Source organism: Bradyrhizobium sp. SZCCHNR1043 (genome assembly GCF_032489675.1).
GTDB lineage: Bacteria > Pseudomonadota > Alphaproteobacteria > Rhizobiales > Xanthobacteraceae > Bradyrhizobium.
The window spans coordinates 327,831-347,330 of sequence record NZ_JAUEYN010000007.1; the positions used below are offsets into that span (position 1 = coordinate 327,831).

Here is a 19,500-nt window from a genome sequence, read left to right on the forward strand (position 1 = left end):
GCTCACTCAGAACGGTTGTGCGTGGTCTCGCGCTCGTCCTTCTCCGCAGGATATCTTAACCCTCCCCCAGCAACTCCCGCACCCTCGGCACCACCACCCGCCCATACAGCTCGATGCTCCGCATCAGTTTCGCATGCGGCAGCGGACCGGCTGAGTATTTCAGCTGGAACCGCGACAGGCCGAGCGCCTTGATCGTCGCGGCGATCTTCTGCGCCACCGTCTCTGGCGAGCCGACATAGAGCGAGCCGTGATCGGCCTCCTGGACGAACTCGTCGCGGCCCATCGGCGGCCAGCCGCGCTCGCGGCCGATGCGGTCACGCATGGTCTTGTAGTCCGGCCACAGCTCCTCGCGGGCCACTTCGTCGGTGTCGGCGACATAGCCCGGCGAATGCACGCCGATCGGCTTCGTCTCGCGGCCGAACTGCTTGAGCGCGCGAAGGTACAGCTCGACATAGGGCGCGAACCGTTTCGGGTCGCCGCCGATGATCGCGAGCATCAGCGGCAGCTCGTAATGCGCGGCGCGCACCACGGACTCGGGACTGCCGCCGACGCCGATCCAGGCCTTCAGCCGCCCATGTTCGACGGGCGGATAGACCAGTTGATCCCTCAGCGGCGGGCGCAACTGGCCCTGCCAGGTCAGCGGCTGCTGCGGCAGCAGGCTGACGAACAGATCGAGCTTCTCCTCGAACAGCGCCTCGTAGTCCTTCAGATCGAAGCCGAACAGCGGGAAGGACTCGGTGAACGAGCCGCGGCCGAGGATGACCTCGGCGCGGCCGTTCGACACCGCGTCCAGCGTCGAGAACCGCTGGAACACGCGGATCGGGTCATCCGAGCTCAGCACCGTCACCGCCGAGCCGAGCTTGATCTTCGTGGTGCGCGCGGCGATCGCCGCCAACGCCACCTCCGGCGCCGAGATCGCGAAATCGCCGCGATGGTGCTCGCCGAGCCCGATGAAATCGAGCCCGAGCTGGTCGGCCAGCACCGCCTCCTCGACGACGTCGCGGATCACCTGGGCATGGGCGGCCATCGCGCCCTCCGCGTTGCGGGTGACGTCGCCGAACGTGTCTAGGCCGAATTCGATTGCTGCGTTCATGTCTCATTCCGTTGCGTCGGGCCGTCATACGGCCTCTGCTCGTCAGCTGGAAGGGGCGTAGCCGGATTGCAAGCGGCTGACGCGAAACACAAGGTTTCGATAAGCTCTTCGTGTCCACCGTCATTCCGGGGCAATCGTCGGCACGCAGGCGCAAGGCGCCTGCGTGTTGGCGATTGAACCCGGAATCTCGAAGTGAGGAAAGCAATGTCGAGATTCCGGGTTCAAGGCCGGCGGCCTTGCCCCGGAATGACCGGGGCTCAACTGGTCTGGAATGAGACACTTTCGGCGCTCGAATATTTTTCTTTCGTTTTTACCGAAAGTGTGCTCTACTGCGTCCATCCTGCCTCATCGATGAGGGGCGTACGCGCGGTCGTCACGAGACGCGAGGCAGGGATGCGGTGGCCGTAGCGGGTCGCAGCGCGGTGTCGCGCCGACGAACGATCCGTTGCGGACAGTCAAGTCGCGTGGTCCTGGCCTCCCGATGCTGAGGTCAAGCCGGATGATGGTGCGGAAGCGCATCACGCCGACGATGGGGGCAACACAGCCGGTCCCCAGGGAGAGCGCGAAGCAGCTGTTAAGACCATCGCGCAGGGAAGGCCGGGATGTCCCAGCCGAACCTGTGGTTCCTGCCGCCTGCACTTTTTTTCGCAGGCGGGCCATGGGGGCGGCGAGCTCCCGGTCTTCCCTGCGCCCTCACGTTTCAGAGGGCAGGCGATCCGGACAGAGCTCGGGCTGGAGCGGCCGCGAGGGTACGAACCCATGGCCTCGGCTGATGCGATTGCCGCCCGCGCCTCTTGCGCGGTCATGCCATGTCAAAAAATGGGCGTGTGGCCCGGCCGCGCATCACCTAGGCTCCGTTCATCGATCACACGGGATGACGTGCATGGCGGCGGGCAGCGACTATCAGATCTTCGAGGCGGGCGACGTCGTGCTGCAATCGGGCGTGACGTTCCCGTCGCTGCGGCTCGCCTACAAGACCTACGGCACGCTGAATGCGGCCAAGGACAACGTCATCCTCTATCCGACCTCGTTCGGTGCCCAGCATATCGACATCGAATGGATGATCGCGCCCGGCGGCGCGCTCGACCCCACCAAGTACTTCGTCATCATTCCGAACCTGTTCGGCAATGGGCTGTCGTCGTCGCCCTCGAATACGCGCGAGCTGTTCGGCGACGCGCCGTTCCCGTCCATCAGCTATCACGATGCGGTCGCGATGCAGCGGCGGCTCGTTGAGGAGCAGTTCGGGATTAGCCGGATCGCGCTGGTCTATGGCTGGTCGATGGGCGGCATGCAGGCCTATCACTGGGCCGCCTGTCATCCGGACATGGTGGAGCGTGCGGCGGTGGTGTGCGGCAGCGCGCGCTGCTCGCCCTACAATCACCTGTTTCTCGACGCGGTGAAGGCGGCGCTGATGGCCGATCCCGCGTTTCGCAACGGCCGCTTCGCCGAGAAGCCGGTGGCCGGCCTGCGCGCGATGGGGCGGATCTATGCGGGCTGGGCGATGTCCTACGAGTTCTATCGCGACGAGGTCTGGCGCGCGCAGGGCTTTGGCTCGCAGGAGGACTATCTCGCCGCCACCTGGGACTTGGCCTTCGCGCATCGCGACGCGAACAACCTGCTGACTCAGATCGCGATCTGGCAGGGCGGCGACATCAGCAATTGCGCGGCGTTCGGCGGCGATCTCGACCGAGCGCTCGGCGCGATCACCGCCCGCATGTTGCTGATGCCGGGCCAGACCGACCGCTACTTCGATTGGCGCGACAACGAGCGAGAACTTCCCAAGCTCGTGAACGCCCGCTCCGCGGCGCTGCGGCCGATCCCCTCGATCCACGGCCACCGCGCGGGCAATCCGATCCGCATCCCGGCGGACCGCGATTTCATCAACGCCAACGTCTCCGCCCTTCTCCAGAGCTGACACCCGAGTTCGACATGACCGACGTGCCCACCGACGAATTCGCGCCCCGTCCGAAGCTGCTGACACCGCCGGTGCTGCAGCAGCTCTGCACGCGCTCCAACCTGCAGGGCGCGCTACGCACGCTCAGCCATTACGGCGCGATCATCGGCGTGGGTGCGCTGATCGGAGCGATCGCATCGACGCATGGTGTGCTGTGGGCGCTGCCCTTGCTGCCGGTGCAGGGCGTGCTCATCGCGTTCCTGTTCATGGCGGTGCACGAGACCGCGCACAAGACCGCCTTCGACAGCCGCAGGCTCAACCTCGCGGTCGGCTATCTCTCCGGCTTCCTGATCGGACTGCCTTATGAATATTACTGCCTGTTCCATTGGGAGCATCACCGCCACACCCAGGATCCCCTGCGCGATCCGGAGCTGATCGTCGGCCCCAAGCCGCGTTCGGAGACGCAGCTCGCGATTGCCTATTCCGGCCTGGTCCAGATGGCCGGCCGGCTGCGACTGCTGCTGCAACATGCGATCACCGGCGAGGTGACGGTGCCATGGGTGCCTGCCGGCCGCCGCGCCACCATCGTGCGCGAGGCGCGCGCCTATGCCGCCGGCTACGCGCTGCTGCTGCTCGGCTCGCTCGCGCTGCAAAGCGCGCTGTTGCTGTGGGTCTGGGTGCTGCCGCTGCTGCTGGGGCAATTGGTGTTGCGACCCTATCTCTACGCCGAACACACCGGCTGCGACCATACCAGGAGCGCCTTCCAGAACACCCGCACCACCTTCACCACGCGCGCCGTGCACTGGCTCGCCTGGAACATGCCCTATCACGTCGAGCACCACGCCTATCCCGCGGTGCCGTTCCACGCATTGCCGAAACTGCATGCGATCGTCGACGGCGAGATCAAGTATCGCGGCGAGGGCTACATCGCGGTGACGCGGCAGACCTGGGCGTGGTTTCGGGCGCAGTGGAAGGAGAGGAAAGCCGAGACGTCATGAAATTAGATCCTGCGGCGAGCGCGGTGCTTACCTCGCCCCGCTTGCGCGGCGAGAGATCCCGCCAAACGACGCAAACTGCGCAAGCAGCAAGGGCCCAGTTCGTAGCAGGGAGGGCGAAGGATCCGCTCACCGCCAGCGCTCGCGCATGCGGGCACCGAGGTCGATGCGCGGACCCTGGCTTGCATACGCCGCGCCGGGCTGCGCCCGCGGCCAGCTGGTGCGTTCGAACAGCGGCACCAGCGCTTCCGGAATGAACCGCGTGCGTGAGGCATAGACATGACGATCGCCGCGCACCGGCTGGCCATGGACGAAGAAGCGCTGCGGCACCAGCAGATGCAGGTCGTCCTTGGCGCGGGTCATGGCGACGTAGAGCAGCCGGCGCTCCTCTTCCAGCTCGGCGCTCGTGCCGGCGCCGAGATCGGACGGCATGCAGCCGTCGACGACGTTGAGGATGTGCACGGAATTCCACTCCATGCCCTTGGCGGAATGGATGGTGGAGAGGATCAGATAGTCCTCGTCGAGCAAAGGCACGCCGGACTGATCGGAGGTGGCGTCGGGCGGGTCGAGCGTCAGCTCGGTGAGGAAACGCTCGCGCGATGGATAGCCGCTCGCGATCTGCTCGAGCTGCAGCAGGTCGGCGGTTCGCACCTCCGCATCTTCATGAACGCGCTCGAGATGCGGCTGATACCAGTGCCTGACGCGCTCGATATCCCCAGGCCATTCCGAGACGCGCAACTGCTCCAACGCACGCACGAACGCCGTCCAATCCTCGCCGGCGCGCGCCGGCGCGGGCTGCTCACACAACCGTGCGATCGGATCGGCACTGTCGCTGATGGCATCGAGCAGGCGCTGCGCCGACGCGGGTCCGATGCCGGGGATCAGATGCAGCACGCGGAAGCCGGCGATGCGGTCGCGCGGATTCGCGACGAAGCGCAAGCAGGCCAGCACGTCCTTGACATGGGCGGCATCGAGGAACTTCAACCCGCCGAACTTCACGAACGGGATGTTGCGGCGCGTGAGCTCGAATTCCAACGGGCCGCTGTGCGACGACGTTCGGAACAGGACGGCCTGCTGCTTCAGCACGATGCCTTCCTCGCGCTTCGCCAGCACCTGCTCGACGATGTAGCGCGCCTGGTCGGTCTCGTCGCTGATCGTCACGAGCTGCGGTTTGCGCGAGCTCGTGCGGTCCGTCCACAAATTCTTGGTGAAGCGCTCGCGCGCCAGCCCGATCACGCCGTTGGCCGCGGTGAGGATCGGCTGCGTCGATCGGTAGTTGCGGTCGAGCGTGACGATGTCGGCGCGCGGGCTGAACTGATCGGGAAAATCCAGGATGTTGCGCACGGTGGCGGCGCGGAAGGCATAGATCGATTGCGCGTCGTCGCCGACCACCGTCAGTCCCGCGCCGTCGGGCTTCAAGCCGAGCAGGATCTGCGACTGCAGCCGGTTGGTGTCCTGATATTCGTCGACCAGCACGTGGTCGAAGCGATCGCCGATCTCGCGCGCGATGGTTTCGTCCGCCATCATCTGCGCCCAGTACAGCAGCAGGTCGTCGTAGTCGAGCACGGCATTGGCCTGCTTGGCTTCGACATAGGCCGCGAACAGGCCCTTCAGCTCGCCGGCCCATTCCGCGCACCACGGAAAATGCCGCACCAGTGCCTCGTCGAGCGGCATGTCGGCGTTGACGCAGCGCGAGTAGATCGCAAGGCAGGTGCCTTTGGTCGGAAAGCGCCGCTGCGTGTTGGACAAGCCGCGCTCGTGCCGCGCCAGATTCATCAGGTCGGCGGAATCCTCGCGATCATGGATCGTGAACACGGGGTCGAGGCCGACGCGCTCAGCGTAGTCGCGCAGCATCCGCGCGCCCAGGCCATGAAACGTGCCGGCCCAGGTGAGCGCGGCCGTGATCGGCTCGGCCTTGCCGCCCAGCACCTTGCGGGCGATGCGCTCGACCCTGCGGCTCATCTCGCTCGCCGCGCGGCGCGAGAACGTCATCAACAGGATACGGCGCGGATCGGCACCATTGACGAGCAGATGTGCGACGCGATGCGCGAGCGTGTTGGTCTTGCCCGATCCCGCGCCGGCAATGATCAGCAGCGGCGGGCCCGGTGCGGCCAGCGCACCGCCATGCTCGACGGCGCGGCGCTGCTCCGGATTGAGATCGTCGAGATATGTCGCAGCCGTGGCCTGCACGAATCGTCCCTCAGCCTGCAAGAATCAGTGATTTGCGCCTCATGTGCAACGCGATGGCCCGGTCGCGGCAGCGTTTTACATGATTCGCAACCGGTCTTTTTTGTCACGGTTGCCCACAGAGCGTCCGCCAGCCGCTTGCGCTGGCGCGCGTGCACTCCTATCCAATCAGCCCCGTCACGAATCTCGGAAGAACACCGTGTCGAACTTTGCCTCCATCATCGCCGCTGAGCTCGCCGTCAGGGATGCCCAGGTCCAGGCCGCGATCGACCTGCTCGATGGCGGCGCGACCGTGCCGTTCATCGCGCGCTACCGCAAGGAAGCGACTGGCATGCTGGACGACACGCAGCTGCGCACGCTGGAGGAACGGCTGCGATATCTGCGCGAGATGGATGCACGGCGCACCGCGATCATCGAGAGCATCAAGGCACAGGGCAAGATGACGCCGGAGATCGAGCTGGCGCTGGCGACCGCCGACACCAAGGCCCGGCTCGAGGACATCTATCTGCCGTTCAAGGAGAAGCGCCGCACCAAGGCGCAGATCGCCAAGGAGGCCGGACTCGAGCCGCTCGCCGACATGCTGATCGGCGATCCGATGAAGGCGCCGGAAGTCGAGGCCAAGGCGTTCATCAAGAAGGACGGCGACAATCCGGTCAAGGACGTCAAGGCGGCGCTGGAAGGCGCACGCGCGATCCTGGTCGAGCGCTTCGCCGAGCATGCCGATCTCGTCGGCTCGCTACGCGAGGAGATGTGGACCCGCGGCGCCGTGAAGGCGACGGTGCGGCACGGCAAGAAGACCGAGGGCGCGAAATTCGCCGATTACTTCGACTTCTCCGAGCCGTTCACCAAGCTGCCGTCGCACCGCATCCTGGCGATGCTGCGCGGCGAGAAGGAAGAGGTGCTGCAGCTCGATTTCGGCGATGGCGAGCCGGAGGATTCGAAGGACCCGTCGCTGTATGAGAACCGCATCGCGGTGACCTTCGGCATCTCGCGCCAGGGCCGCCCGGCCGATCAGTTCCTGTCGGACTCCGTGCGCTGGGCCTGGCGCACCCGCATCAAGACCTCACTGGCGCTCGATATCCGGATGCGGCTGTGGCAGGAGGCGGAGAAGGAGGCGGTGCGCGTGTTCGCGGCGAACCTGCGTGATCTGCTGCTCGCTGCTCCCGCCGGCGGCCGCGCCACGCTCGGGCTCGATCCCGGCTTCCGCACCGGCGTCAAGGTCGCGGTGATCGACCGCACCGGCAAGTTCGTCGACCACGCCACGATCTATCCGCACGAGCCGCAGCGGCAGTGGAACGAGAGCATGCTGACGCTCGCGCAGCTCTGCATCAAGCATCGCATCGAGCTGGTCGCGATCGGCAACGGCACTGCGTCGCGTGAAACGGAGAAGCTGGTCAACGATTTGATGAAGCTGAAGCCGGATCTCAAGCTGACCAAGGCGATCGTGTCGGAAGCTGGCGCGTCGGTCTATTCGGCCTCGGAGTTCGCCGCGAAGGAATTCCCCAATCTCGACGTGTCGATCCGCGGCGCCGTTTCGATCGCGCGCCGCCTGCAGGATCCGCTCGGCGAGCTCGTCAAGGTACCGCCGGCCTCGATCGGCGTCGGCCAGTATCAACACGACCTCAATCAGTATGAGCTGGCACGCGCGCTCGATGCCACCGTCGAGGACTGCGTGAATGCCGTCGGCGTCGACCTCAACACCGCCTCGGCGCCGCTGCTCGCGCGCGTGTCGGGCATCGGCGAGAGCCTCGCACAGAACATCGTCGCGCACCGTGACAGCAACGGCCCGTTCCCGAGCCGCGACAAGCTGAAGGAAGTGCCGCGGCTCGGACCGAAGGCGTTCGAGCAATGCGCCGGCTTCCTGCGCATCCGCGACGGCGACAATCCGCTCGACGCCTCCGGCGTGCATCCGGAATCCTATCCGATCGTGAAGAAGATCCTCGAGGCGACCAAGAGCGACATCAAGGCGCTGATCGGTGAGACCAAGGTGCTGAAGGCGTTGAGCCCGACGAAGTTCGCCGACGAGCGCTTCGGCGTGCCGACGGTCACCGACATCATCAAGGAGCTGGAGAAGCCCGGCCGCGATCCGCGTCCGGAGTTCAAGACGGCCACCTTCCAGGAGGGCGTCGAGAAGATCACCCATCTCAAGCCCGGCATGATCCTGGAGGCGACTATCACCAACGTCGCGGCGTTCGGCGCCTTCGCCGATATCGGCGTGCACCAGGACGGCCTGATCCACATCTCGGCGATGTCCGAGAAGCGCATCAATGATCCGCGCGAGGTGGTGAAGCCGGGGCAGGTCGTGAAGGTGAAGGTGCTCGACGTCGACGTGCCGCGCAACCGCATCTCGCTGACGCTTCGGCTGTCTGATCCGCTGCCGGCGAAGGGCGAGAAGCGGACCAGCGCACGGCCGCCAGCGGCCCGCATGACCACGCGTGAGGAGAAGTCGTCGGGCGGCGGCGCGCTTGCGGCGGCGATGGCCAAGGCGGCGGAGCGGCGCAAGGGCGCCTGAGGCGGATGGCGATGAGGCGCCGCGGAGGACATGCCCCCTCTGCGGCGTCATGTCTGCAGCGTCATGCCATTCGGCGGCGTGTCGGTCTTCCCTATCTGTGCGGTGATGCTTACCTTGCTCGGCGGGCCGCGAGTGGAGACCGAGCATGACGAACCGGACCGTGATCATTGCCGGCGCGACCGGGCTGGTGGGACGGGAGCTTCTTCGCGGCCTGCTTGCCGACCCGACCGTGGATCGCGTGCATGTCGTCGGCCGCCGCGCGCCGCCTGACCATTCGCCCAAGCTGACGGCGCATGTCGTGGATTTCACCGCGCTGCCGTCCCTGCCGCCGGCCGACGAGCTCTATCTGGCTCTCGGGACCACGATCAAGGTGGCCGGGAGCCAGGCCGCCTTCCGCGCCATCGATCACGACGCCAACCTCGCCGTCGCCAAGGCCGCGCTCGCGAGCGGCATGAGACGCGTTGGTCTGGTCAGCGCGATGGGCGCCGACAGCAGCTCGCCCGTCTTCTATAGCCGGGTGAAAGGCGAGCTCGAGGACGATCTGACCGCGCTGCCCTTCGAGGGCCTGGTGATCGCGCGGCCTTCGCTGCTGGTCGGCCCGCGGGCGGAGCTCGGACAGCCGAGTCGTCCGGGCGAGGAATGGGGCAACAGGCTGAACAGCATCATCGGCTTCCTGATTCCGGCGAACTACAAGCCCATCGCGGCGGCGGACGTCGCCAATGCACTGCGGATGGCTGTTCCTACGGTTGCCGGCACGCGAGTGATGCTGTCAGGGGCCATGCGCCGATGATCGAGCCTGCCGCTCTTGCGTAGCGGCTTGGTCTCACCATTTTCGATAAATCGAAATTAGGTATCGCGCCGCGCCTCAGGCTTTGGATCGACAGGTGAACTCGGCGATCTCCGTAGTTTTACGGCCGTATCGCATGTGACTATCAGGGAGTGAATGGCTGAAGCGGGCAAGACGGGAATCGCCTCTTAACATCTTAACCATATCTCGCTGGTAGTTGTGCATCGAGGAAAAACGAACCCGGTGTTTCATGCGCAGACAGCTGCTTGAAGTTTGTTTCTTGGCATTGGTGGGACCCCTGCTCGGAACCCAAGCGGCGACGGCGTCTCCGCGAATGGTGTCGCTGGTCTTCAACTCGCAGATTCAGAACCCGCAGCAGATCGGGTCGGACGAATTTCGCGTGAAGCTGCAGGCGTTGGCCGGCAAGCGGCTCATCATTGATGAGCGTGCGGGCAACGCATTCGGCAGCGAGGCGGCGGTGCTGGCTGCAACCCGGAGCGGCGCGGTGGACGTGGCCGTGGTGTCCGGCGGCATCGCCAGCGCGGTGGTCCCCGAGCTTGGCGTCTTCGACATCCCGTTCCTGTTCCGTGACACCGCGCATGCCAAGGCGGTGGCGCAGGGGCCGGTCGCCGCCGCGATCGGCGCCAAGTTCGCCGACAAGGGACTGGTGCTGCTGGCGCTGGGCAAGCAGGGCTTTCGCAATCTCACCAACTCGAAGCGTCCGGTCCGTACCGTCGATGACGTCAAGGGCCTCAAGATCCGCGTGATCCCCAATCCCGTCTACCAGATGACCTTCAAGGCGCTCGGCGCCGACGTGATGCCGATGGATTTTCCGCTGGTCTATGCAGCGCTCAAGGACGGTCGTCTGGACGGTCAGGAAAATCCGGTCGCCACCATCGCGGCCAATCGCTTCGACGAGGTGCAGAAATATCTGACGCTCACCGGCCATTTCTTCGCGCCGATCGCCTTCGTCGCCAACCGCGCGATGTTCGATCATCTCGATGCGGCGGACCGTGACGCGCTGGTTGCCGCCGCCAAGGCGGCTGCGGAGCTCACTTGGCAGGCCCAGCTCGATGCGCAGAAGCTCGATGAGCTGCGCAAGGGCGGCATGGAGGTGATCGAGACATTCGATCGCAAGACCTTCGTCGATGCGGTCAGGCCGCTCGATCCCGACTTCGAGAAGCGCTTCGGCAAGGAGCTGCTCGCCACTATCAGGTCCACTCCGTGAAACAGCCGGGCAAATCGATGAAATTATCTTCTCTGATGTCTTGGATCGGTGTCCGCCCGCGAATCTTCGGCGGCTTTGCCTTGATCCTGAGCTTCCTGGTGTTGCTCGGCGGCTTCGCCATGATCCAGGTCGGGCGCATCGGCGGCACCGTGGACGAACTCGTCACCAGCGCGGCCGGGGACGCCGGCATGTCGCAGGTGCGTGCCGCGCTGCTCGGTGCCAACGGCGCGGTCGAGAGATTCATCCGCACCTGGAACGTCGGTGACAAGGATGCGGCCAGCAAGGCCATCGACGCCGTCGGCGGTCTCGCCGATCAGGTCGAGAAGCAGTCCGGCGGGCTGAAGGTGCTGGCTGACGGCGTGGGGCCGGTACGGAACGCGCTGGCGGCCTATCGCTCGTCGTTCGCTGCCGCGGCGGAGGCCGTGGACCGCCTGCGGGCGGCGACGACCAAGACCGAAGCATTGGGCGCCGTTGCCGGAATCAACATGGGCGGCATCCAGGTTGCCCTCGCCAATCGCGCGGGCAGCGAGCCGTTGATGAATCCGTTGCGTCTGGCCAGCGTCGTCGACGCGGTCCGTATCGCGGTGATGCGCTATACCAACACGTTGTCGAATGGCGATGCCGACGACGCCAGGCTCACCTTCGTCTATGCGAAGCTCGCGATTGCCGATGCGGAGGCCGAGATCGCGGGTGTCGATGATGCCAAGCTGAAGGCGCTGGTTGCTGCGCTGAAAGAGGCTCTCACGGCGGATGCGGCTGCGCTCGAGGAGGTGATCAAGGTGGCCACTGACCTGCGCGCCAAGCAGGCGGAGCTCGCCAAGGCGAGCGCCTCGATCGATACCCAGGTCAGCCGGATCAACCAGCAGCTCGGTGCGGCGCGCGCAGAGCAGGCCGCGAGGACCGGCGTCGCGGTCGAAGATACCAAGCAGACCATCATCGTGACGGCAGCCGCAGCCGTGATATTCGGAGCGGTGCTGGCCTGGCTGATCGGCGCCAGCGTGTCGAACCCGATCCGCGGCATGACCGACCGCATGCAGTCGCTGGCGGCCGGCGAATTGGATCAGCCGATTCCCGGCGGCGAGCAGCGCGACGAGATCGGCCGGATGGCGCGCGCCGTGGAGATTTTCCGTGACAATGCGCTTGCTGTACGCCGCATGGAGCAGGAGGCCGCGGCACAGCGTGAGGCTGCGGAGGCCGAGCGCGCCCGCATGATGTCCGATCTGGCTGGTCGATTCGAGCAGGGTATGCAGGGCGTCATCACCGGCGTCGGCGGGCGTGCGACCGAGATGGGCGAAAGCGCCAGCGAGCTGGCGCGCGTCGCAGAACGCGGCCGTGGCCTTGCGGAAGCGGTCGCCAGCCGGGCCGAGCAGGCGTCCGTCAATGTGCAGACCGTGGCCTCGGCGACCCAGGAGCTCGCGGCCTCGATCAGGGAGATCTCCTCCCAGGTCCAGCGCTCGGTCACGGTGTCGACCCGGGCGACGCACGAGACGCAGCGGACATCCGAGCTGATCGACGGGCTCTCCAGCGCGGCGGAGAGGATCGGCACCATCGTGCAGCTGATCCAGGCGATCGCGAGCCAGACCAACCTGCTGGCGCTCAACGCCACCATCGAGGCGGCGCGCGCCGGCGAGGCCGGCCGTGGATTTGCGATCGTCGCGAGCGAGGTGAAGAACCTCGCCTCGCAGACTGCGCAGGCGACGGAGCAGATCTCGAGCCAGATTGCGACCATCCAGAGCGCGACGCAGGAGACGGTCGGCGCGATTGCCCAGTTCGGCACGACCGTGCGGGAGATTGCCGAGATCTCCAACGCGATCGCCGCCGCGGTGGAGCAGCAGGGGGCTGCGACCAGCGAGATCGCCCGCAACGTCGAGCAGGCGGCCAGCGGCACGGCGGCGGTCACGCAGGAGATCGGCGACGTGCGTAACGTGGCCGGGCAGACCGATGCCGGCGCTGAAGCTGCGCTGGCGGCGGCCGCCGCGCTGCAGCAGCAGGCCGCTTCGCTGAAGAGCAATGTCGCCGACTTCCTGCAGACGATCCGGACCGCGGCCTGAGCTGCAAAGTCGGTGGCGACTGGAGTTGACGCAAGGAGCGCAGGCTCACACTCTGCGGCATGACCGAGCACCAGCCGCGTTCCCTCACACTTCCCATCGACGGCGCGGGCGTCGTGTCCGCGCTGTTCATGTCTCCGGCGGAGGCGCGCGCCTGCTTCGTGTTCGCCCATGGCGCGGGCGCCGGCATGACCCACGTCTTCATGAACCAGGCGGCCGCAAGCCTTGCTGCACGCGGCATCGCGACGCTCCGCTTTCAGTTTCCCTACATGGAGAAGGGCAGCAAGCGCCCGGATCCGCCCGCGCTCGCCCACGCCGCGGTGCGGGCTGCCGTGGCGGAGGCCGCGCGGCTCTGTTCGGGGCTGCCGCTCGTCGCGGGCGGCAAGTCGTTCGGAGCGCGGATGACGTCGCAGGCGCAGAGCGCAGCGCCGCTGCCAGGCGTGACCGGGCTCGCCTTTCTCGGCTTTCCGCTTCACCCCGCCGGCAAGCCCTCCATTATGCGCGCCGATCATCTCGATGCGATCGAGGTTCCGATGCTGTTCCTGCAGGGGACGCGCGACAAGCTGGCGGAGATGGAGCTGCTCGCGCCCGTCGTGAAGCGGCTGGGACCGCGCGCGACCTTGCATTGGATCGATCAGGCCGACCACGCCTTCCACGTACCTGCGCGCTCCGGCCGGAATGATCGGGCCGTCATGGAGGACCTGACGGAGGCGTTTGCGGCGTGGCTGGAGACTCTGGAAGCGCGTGCCGGCTGACGCGCCGAGCGCCTCTTTCGGAGAAAAATGGCATGAGAACAAAAATAGAACTTCTCCGTCACCAGAGGTTGAGGCATAGTCATATTGAAAGGGAGGGAGGGGAGTTCGATGAAGTCGGCAGTGTTGGCGGTGTCGGTGTGCGCGCTCGGCGTGCTGATGCTCTCTGCAGCTCCGTCGCGCGCCGATGCCAGGCTCACCGGCATGGTGGTCGTGAAGGGGACTTGCCAGAAGCTCATCGTCGCGGGAGAGGATCGCAGCTCCGAATGCAAGGGCGCGCTGCTCAATACCGACTATGACGATCAGCGCACCGGCTTCTACTTCACCTTGCTCGACGGCAGCGTGGTCACGTTCTCGAACCGCGGCGATCTGCAGGAGCAACCCGGACCGGACAAGTTCGTCACGCCGGTCGATATGATGATCATTGGCCAAAGTCGGAAGACGATCAACAAGGTGACGGCGAAGGGGCAATGCCGTCACGGCAATCCCTTCAAGGGACCCGACCTGATCGAATGCACGGCCGACAGCGAGATCGGCCGCTTTGAAGGGCTATTTCTGTCCAATGGCGAGAAGCCAGTGATGCAGACCTTCTGAGGCCGTCACCCCTGTGCGCAAGCAGGATGAGCCAGCAGGAGAGCTCGTCGCTGCGTCGCCGGTCGTCACTCGCCACCGTACGGTCCACGCGGCAAATCCGGCCTGCTCGGCAATATCCACTCTGTCAGAGGATCGTGATGAGAAAGACAGCTTCATCCGTTTGGCTGCTGGCCCTCGGCGCGGCGAGCCTGCCGGCCAAGTCGGTCCGTGCAGAGGATGGATTGAAGGGGATCGAGACGTTTCACGGCGCCTGCAAGAAGCTCACGGTCGCGGAAGGACCGGACCGCCGACTGCAAGGGCGTTTAGCTCAACACGCGTTACCGTGATGGACGAGCCGGCTTGGAGCAAGACGCCCGTCCTCTGAGGCTGCGATCTCCCGACTCCTGAAAATTTGGCGCGACATCAGGCTCGAAATATTGCAACAAGTCGGCGTCGTCGTTGGGCCGGGTGTGCAGGTCGCCAGATCTTGGAGAGTGTGATGTTCCGATGCGTTGGCTTCGTCCTGGGGCTGCTCTGGAGCCTCGTATCGATCAGCACCGCGCTGGCCGACGATACCAAGCTCCGGATCGGCGTTCTCCGGCTGTCCTCGTCCGCGCCGGTGTTCATCGCGTTGGACAAGGGCTACTTCCGCGAAGCTGGCCTGGACGTCGAGCTGAAGTTTTTCGATGCAGCGCAACCGATCGCCGTGGCGACGGCCACCGGCGACGTCGATGTCGGGGTGACCGCCTTCACCGCAGGACTGTATAACCTCGCAGGCAAGGGCGCGTTGAAGATCATCGCCGGCATGAGCCGTGACCGCCCCGGGTTTCCGCTGATCGGCTACTTCGCCAGCAACAAGGCTTACGAGGCAGGTCTCAAGGCGCCGAAGGATATTGCCGGCAAGCGCGTGGCGATGACCCAGGTCGGGTCGAGCTTTCACTATTCGGTGGGGCTGCTGGCCGACAAATACGGCTTCAAGCTCGCCGACGTGAAGATCGTGCCGCTGCAATCGATGTCCAACATGTCGGCGGCAATCAAGGGTGAGACCGTCGACGCGGCGCTGATGCCGGTTTCCGTCGCACGCAAGCTGATGGAGGAGGGCGCCGTCAAGCATCTCGGCTGGGTCGGCGACGAGACGCCGTGGCAGGTCAGCGGCGTGTTCGCGGGGCCGAAAACCTTGGCCAACACCGTGCTGGTCGGCAAGCTGCTGACGTCGCTTCAGCGCGCCGAGCGCGAGTATCATGATGTCGTGCTCGCCTCGGTCAAGGACGGCACTGCCGCGATCGACGTCAAGACCAGGCCATTGCTGGAAATCATCGGCAAGTACACCAACCTGCCGGTCGAGCAGGTGGTCGGCAATTGCGCCTATATCGATCCTGACGGCAAGCTCGATGTGAAGAACATCGACAGCCAGATCAAATGGCTGCAGGCGCAGGGGTTCGCGGACCAGGGCTATGATGCGGCCGCGATCATCGCCAAAGACCTTGTGAAGCCGGATTGATGAAGGCGGGCGCAGCGCGGAACTGCAGCGGGATCGCCTGACATGGACCTGATCGCCGAGACCATCAGCCATCGTTTCGACGCGCTCGAAGTGCTCGATGGCGTATCATTCACGGTCGGAGCCGGCGAGGTGGTCGCCGTCGTTGGGCCGTCCGGCTGCGGCAAGAGCACGCTGCTGGCGATCCTCGGAGGGTTGTTGCAGCCGAGCAAAGGTCAGGCGCTGCTGCGCGGAGCCCCGCCGCCCGGCAGCCTCAATCCCCTGACGTTCGTGTTCCAGGACTTCGCGCTGCTGCCGTGGGCAAGCGTCGCCGACAATGTTGCCTTTCCGCTCCTCCATACATCTCTGTCGGCGCAGCAGCGCGCCGCCGCCGTCGACGATGCGTTGCAGCGGACCGGGCTGGCAGACTTCCGGACCGTCTATCCCAAGCAGTTGTCGGGCGGCATGCGCCAGCGGGTCGGCATTGCCCGGGCGCTGGCGGTCCGCCCGGCGATCCTGCTGATGGATGAGCCGTTGTCGGCGCTCGACTCGCAGACCCGCGAGCTGCTGATGGAGGACTTCGTCGATCTGCTCGCCGACGGCACCATGGGCGCGGTCTATGTTACGCATAATCTCGAGGAGGCAGTGCGGCTCGCCGACCGCATCGTCGTGCTGTCGCGTCGTCCTGGCCGCATCCGGAAGGTCGTCAGCGTCCCGGCGACGCGGCGCAGCCGCGGCGATGCCGGAGTACGCGCGCAACTGCTGGACCTGCAGAACGAGCTCTGGGGGCTGATCCGGACCGAGGCAATCGATGCCGAGCGCGAGGTTCAGAATGCTTGAGCGCTCCCCGGCCGAACCGCCTGAGGTGGTCGGCACGCAGGCCCGGAAGGTGCCGTTCCGGGGCGGCGGCTTCACGCCGGCCGCAAACCGCTGGGCCGGCTGGCTCGCGCTCGCGGCGGCTCTCGGTCTGTGGCAACTGATCGGCAGCTTCGCCCTGGTCAATCCCTTGTTCCTGCCGACGCCGCTGATGATCCTGCGTGCCCTGTATCGATTGGCCGAAAGTGGCGCGCTCTGGCAGCATGTCTCGGCCTCGTTCGTGCGCATCGTATCCGGCTGGGCGCTCGGCACCGCCACCGGCATCGTCGTCGGCTTCTCGATCGGCCTGTGGCGCATTGCGCGCAGCATCGGCATCACTTTCGTCTCGGCGCTGTTTCCGATTCCGAAGATCGCCGTGCTGCCGCTGCTGATTCTTTGGCTCGGCATCGGCGAGCAGCCGAAGATCGCGACGATCGCGCTCGGCGTGTTCTTCTCGACCACGATCTCGGTCTATAGCGGCGTCGATGCGGTGCCGCGCAACCTGATCCGCATGGCGCAGAGCTTCGACGTGCCGTTCCCGACCATCGTCCGCCGCGTGATCTGGCCCGGGGCGCTGCCGTCGATCCTCGCCGGTTTCCGCATCACCGCGTCGGTGGCGCTGATGCTGGTGGTCTCGGCGGAGATGATCGGCGCCGAGACCGGCATCGGCACCTTCGTACTGCAGGCCGGTAATCTGATGCAGACCGATCAGCTGATGGCGGGGATCCTGATCCTGTCGCTGTTCGGTCTCGCCGTCGGCCGGCTGATCAGCATGCTCGAAGCGCGGCTCCTGCGCTGGCGCTGATCCGGCGGTGTCAGGTGTTGCCGCGATCCTCCCGGAACAGGTCGAGCTTCTCCTGCACCGGGCGATCCGAGAACGAGAACAGCACGGCATCCTCGTCCGGCTCATGGCTGACCCATTGCCAGCTCGGAACGACGAACAGATCGCGCGGTCCCCATTCGAAGGTCTGGTCGCCGATGCGGCTGCGGCCCTTGCCTTCGATCGCGGTGAACACGGTCGCGTCGGTCGAGCGATAGCGCGCAGTCTTGAAGCCCTTCGGCAGCAGCTGGATGAAGGTGCCGATCGTCGGCATCGCGAAATCACCGGTCTCCGGATTGGAGAATTTCAGCTTCAGCCCGTGGCACGCATCCCATTCCTCGCTTCGCTTGGCGCTCTCCAGCGCCTCCCGCGTGTAGGAATAGGGATAGTTGAAGATCGGCGACGTCCGCGATCTGCGCTTGGCGTCGACCGGCAGCAGGTTGTGGCCATAGCGGGCGAAGCTGTCGCCTGAGGGGCGTGCGACCTTCTGCTGATCCTCCTGCGCGCCTTGCGCGAAGGAGGCGTCGAGGAACTGCACCAGGGGAATGTCGAGGCCATCGAGCCAGAACATCGGCTCGGAGGTCTCGTTGCCGTGATCGTGCCAGGTCATCGACGGCGTGATGATGAAGTCGCCCGGCTTCATCAGGGTGCGCTCGCCCTCGACGGTCGTGAAGGCTCCCTTGCCTTCCAGCACGAAGCGCAATGCGGACTGGCTGTGCCGATGGGCGGGTGCAACGTCGCCGGGGATCACCATCTGAATGCCGGCATAGAGCGAGGTGGTGATCTTGGACTGCCCACGCAGGCCCGGATTCTCCAGGATCAGGACCCGCCGCTCGGCCTCCTTCGCCGTGATCAGACGCCCGGCCTCGACCATGTAGTCGCGTATCGCCGCGAACTGCCAAAGATGCGGACGGCAGGCGCTCTTCGGCTCGGGAGTGATGAGATCGCTCATCACGGTCCACAGCGCCGTCATGTTTTCGCCGTCGATCTTCTTGTAGAACGCCTCGCGTTCCGGGGTCGAAACTGCGGCCATGCGCGCCTCCCGATCAGATGTCGTTATTGATTGACAGTATACTGTCAATCCCGCTACCGTCAATTGCGACCAGAGCTATCAATTCGGGAGGACTGCCATGATGAAGCTGCACGGCTATTTCCGCAGCAGCGCATCCTATCGCGTGAGGATCGCGCTCAATCTCAAGGGTCTCACGGCCGAGCATCTGCCGCATCATCTCCGCAAGGGCGAGCAGCGCGCGCCCGACTATCTCGCGCTCAACCCGCAGGGCTTCGTCCCGACCCTCGAGGACGACAGCGGCGCCGCGTTGATCCAGTCGCTTGCGATCATCGAATGGCTCGATGAGACCCATCCCGAGCCGCCGCTGCTGCCGAAGGATCCGTTGCGCCGCGCCCAGGTCCGTGCCTTCGCGCAGGTGCTCGCCTGCGACACCCATCCGGTGCAGAACCTGAAGGTGCTGGCGCGGCTGCGTGAGCTCGGCCTGCCCGAGGACAAGGTCACGGCTTGGGCCGGCTGGGCCAACCGCGAGGGGCTCGCTGCGTGCGAAGCGCTGATCAGGCATAAGCCTGGCCCATTCTGCTTCGGCGCGACGCCAACCTTGGCCGATCTCTGCCTGGTGCCGCAGCTTGGCAATGCACGCCGCTTCGGCGTCGATGTCGCAGCGTTCCCGCGCCTGCTGCAGGCCGAAGCCGCGGCGAAGGCGTTGCCGGCTTTCGCCGATGCTGCTCCGGAGCGTCAGCCCGATGCCGAGTAGGCCGCCCGACATCACGATGGACGCAGTCTACACCAAGCCGGGCTATCTGTTCCGGCGGATGCAGCAGATTGCGGTGTCGATCTTCGTCGAGGAGTGCCGGGAGTTCGACCTGACGCCGGTGCAATATGCGGCGCTGGTCGCGATCCAGACGCACCCGGGCATCGATGCCACCAGGTTGTCGGCGGTGATCGCCTTCGACCGTTCGACGCTCGGCAGCGTGATCGAGCGGCTGGAGAGCAAGGGTCATATCGAGCGCAGGCCGTCGGCCGAGGACAAGCGCGTCAAGCTGCTCTATCTGACCAGGACAGGTGGCGCGCTGCTCCGAGCGATCATGCCCGCGGTCGATCGCGCCCAGGCCCGCATGCTGGCGCCGCTGAAGGCCGCGGATCGCAAGATGCTGATGGCGTTGCTGGCGCAGCTCGTCGATCTCAACAACGAGGTCTCGCGGGTGCCGCTGCGTGCCGAGGATGCGCTTGAGCATCTCGGCAAGACCGGCTGATCGCGGAAGTCCGC

General features: G+C 65.8%; 17 protein-coding genes. 14 read left to right on the forward strand and 3 right to left on the reverse strand.

The genetic code is table 11. The features are described from left to right. Positions 1-55: 55 nt before the first annotated feature. Positions 56-1,093 (reverse strand): LLM class flavin-dependent oxidoreductase, encoded by a 1,038-nt coding sequence (locus QX039_RS14885; protein ID WP_315735109.1) that lies wholly within the window; start codon positions 1,091-1,093, stop codon positions 56-58. Between the two features lie 883 nt (positions 1,094-1,976). On the opposite strand from QX039_RS14885, the gene QX039_RS14890 reads away from it, so the two are divergent. Together QX039_RS14890 and QX039_RS14895 are read left to right on the forward strand one after the other, a co-directional pair. Next, complete coding sequence (locus QX039_RS14890; RefSeq protein ID WP_315735107.1) at positions 1,977-3,008, forward strand: alpha/beta fold hydrolase; 1,032 nt, start codon at positions 1,977-1,979, stop codon at positions 3,006-3,008. Positions 3,009-3,022: 14 nt separating this feature from the next. Further along, positions 3,023-3,985 carry a fatty acid desaturase gene (locus QX039_RS14895; protein WP_315735105.1) on the forward strand — a complete coding sequence of 321 codons (963 nt, stop codon included), beginning with the start codon at positions 3,023-3,025 and terminating at the stop codon, positions 3,983-3,985. 126 nt (positions 3,986-4,111) lie between these two features. Here the strand turns inward: QX039_RS14895 and QX039_RS14900 are convergent, their stop codons facing one another. Further along, positions 4,112-6,172: an ATP-dependent helicase gene (locus QX039_RS14900; protein WP_315735103.1), complete on the reverse strand. Its 2,061-nt coding sequence runs from the start codon at positions 6,170-6,172 to the stop codon at positions 4,112-4,114. 196 nt (positions 6,173-6,368) lie between these two features. Here QX039_RS14900 and QX039_RS14905 point away from each other — a divergent pair, with 196 nt between their 5' ends. From QX039_RS14905 to QX039_RS14950, 10 genes are all read left to right on the forward strand, one after another. Further along, positions 6,369-8,681, forward strand: coding sequence for a Tex family protein (locus QX039_RS14905; protein WP_315773203.1), 2,313 nt, complete (start codon positions 6,369-6,371; stop codon positions 8,679-8,681). A 145-nt stretch (positions 8,682-8,826) separates the two neighbouring features. Further along, the gene (locus QX039_RS14910) at positions 8,827-9,471 is read left to right on the forward strand and encodes an NAD(P)H-binding protein (RefSeq protein WP_315735099.1); all 645 of its coding nucleotides are present in this window, start codon (positions 8,827-8,829) and stop codon (positions 9,469-9,471) included. Positions 9,472-9,802: 331 nt separating this feature from the next. Next, the gene (locus tag QX039_RS14915; RefSeq protein WP_315735097.1) at positions 9,803-10,696 is read left to right on the forward strand and encodes a TRAP transporter substrate-binding protein; all 894 of its coding nucleotides are present in this window, start codon (positions 9,803-9,805) and stop codon (positions 10,694-10,696) included. A 35-nt stretch (positions 10,697-10,731) separates the two neighbouring features. Beyond that, positions 10,732-12,747, forward strand: coding sequence for a HAMP domain-containing methyl-accepting chemotaxis protein (locus tag QX039_RS14920; protein WP_315773205.1), 2,016 nt, complete (start codon positions 10,732-10,734; stop codon positions 12,745-12,747). Between the two features lie 59 nt (positions 12,748-12,806). Then, positions 12,807-13,499, forward strand: coding sequence for an alpha/beta family hydrolase (locus QX039_RS14925; RefSeq protein ID WP_315773206.1), 693 nt, complete (start codon positions 12,807-12,809; stop codon positions 13,497-13,499). A gap of 108 nt (positions 13,500-13,607) precedes the next feature. Further along, positions 13,608-14,090 carry a hypothetical protein gene (locus QX039_RS14930; RefSeq protein WP_315773207.1) on the forward strand — a complete coding sequence of 161 codons (483 nt, stop codon included), beginning with the start codon at positions 13,608-13,610 and terminating at the stop codon, positions 14,088-14,090. 137 nt (positions 14,091-14,227) lie between these two features. Beyond that, complete coding sequence (locus QX039_RS14935; protein ID WP_315735088.1) at positions 14,228-14,416, forward strand: hypothetical protein; 189 nt, start codon at positions 14,228-14,230, stop codon at positions 14,414-14,416. A 152-nt stretch (positions 14,417-14,568) separates the two neighbouring features. After that, the gene (locus tag QX039_RS14940) at positions 14,569-15,570 is read left to right on the forward strand and encodes an ABC transporter substrate-binding protein (protein WP_315773208.1); all 1,002 of its coding nucleotides are present in this window, start codon (positions 14,569-14,571) and stop codon (positions 15,568-15,570) included. A 42-nt stretch (positions 15,571-15,612) separates the two neighbouring features. Next, a complete protein-coding gene (locus QX039_RS14945) occupies positions 15,613-16,386 on the forward strand; it encodes an ABC transporter ATP-binding protein (RefSeq protein WP_315735083.1) in 774 nt (257 codons plus the stop codon). Continuing rightward, positions 16,379-17,206 (forward strand): ABC transporter permease, encoded by an 828-nt coding sequence (locus QX039_RS14950; RefSeq protein ID WP_315735081.1) that lies wholly within the window; start codon positions 16,379-16,381, stop codon positions 17,204-17,206. Before QX039_RS14945 ends, QX039_RS14950 begins: the two co-directional genes overlap by 8 nt. A 10-nt stretch (positions 17,207-17,216) precedes the next feature. Here the strand turns inward: QX039_RS14950 and gtdA are convergent, their stop codons facing one another. After that, positions 17,217-18,254 carry a gentisate 1,2-dioxygenase gene (gene gtdA, locus QX039_RS14955; RefSeq protein WP_315773209.1) on the reverse strand — a complete coding sequence of 346 codons (1,038 nt, stop codon included), beginning with the start codon at positions 18,252-18,254 and terminating at the stop codon, positions 17,217-17,219. A gap of 100 nt (positions 18,255-18,354) precedes the next feature. Here gtdA and maiA point away from each other — a divergent pair, with 100 nt between their 5' ends. Next, the gene (gene maiA / locus QX039_RS14960) at positions 18,355-18,987 is read left to right on the forward strand and encodes a maleylacetoacetate isomerase (protein ID WP_315773222.1); all 633 of its coding nucleotides are present in this window, start codon (positions 18,355-18,357) and stop codon (positions 18,985-18,987) included. Then, positions 18,977-19,486, forward strand: coding sequence for a MarR family transcriptional regulator (locus tag QX039_RS14965; RefSeq protein ID WP_315735076.1), 510 nt, complete (start codon positions 18,977-18,979; stop codon positions 19,484-19,486). Before maiA ends, QX039_RS14965 begins: the two co-directional genes overlap by 11 nt. Positions 19,487-19,500: the final 14 nt, after the last annotated feature.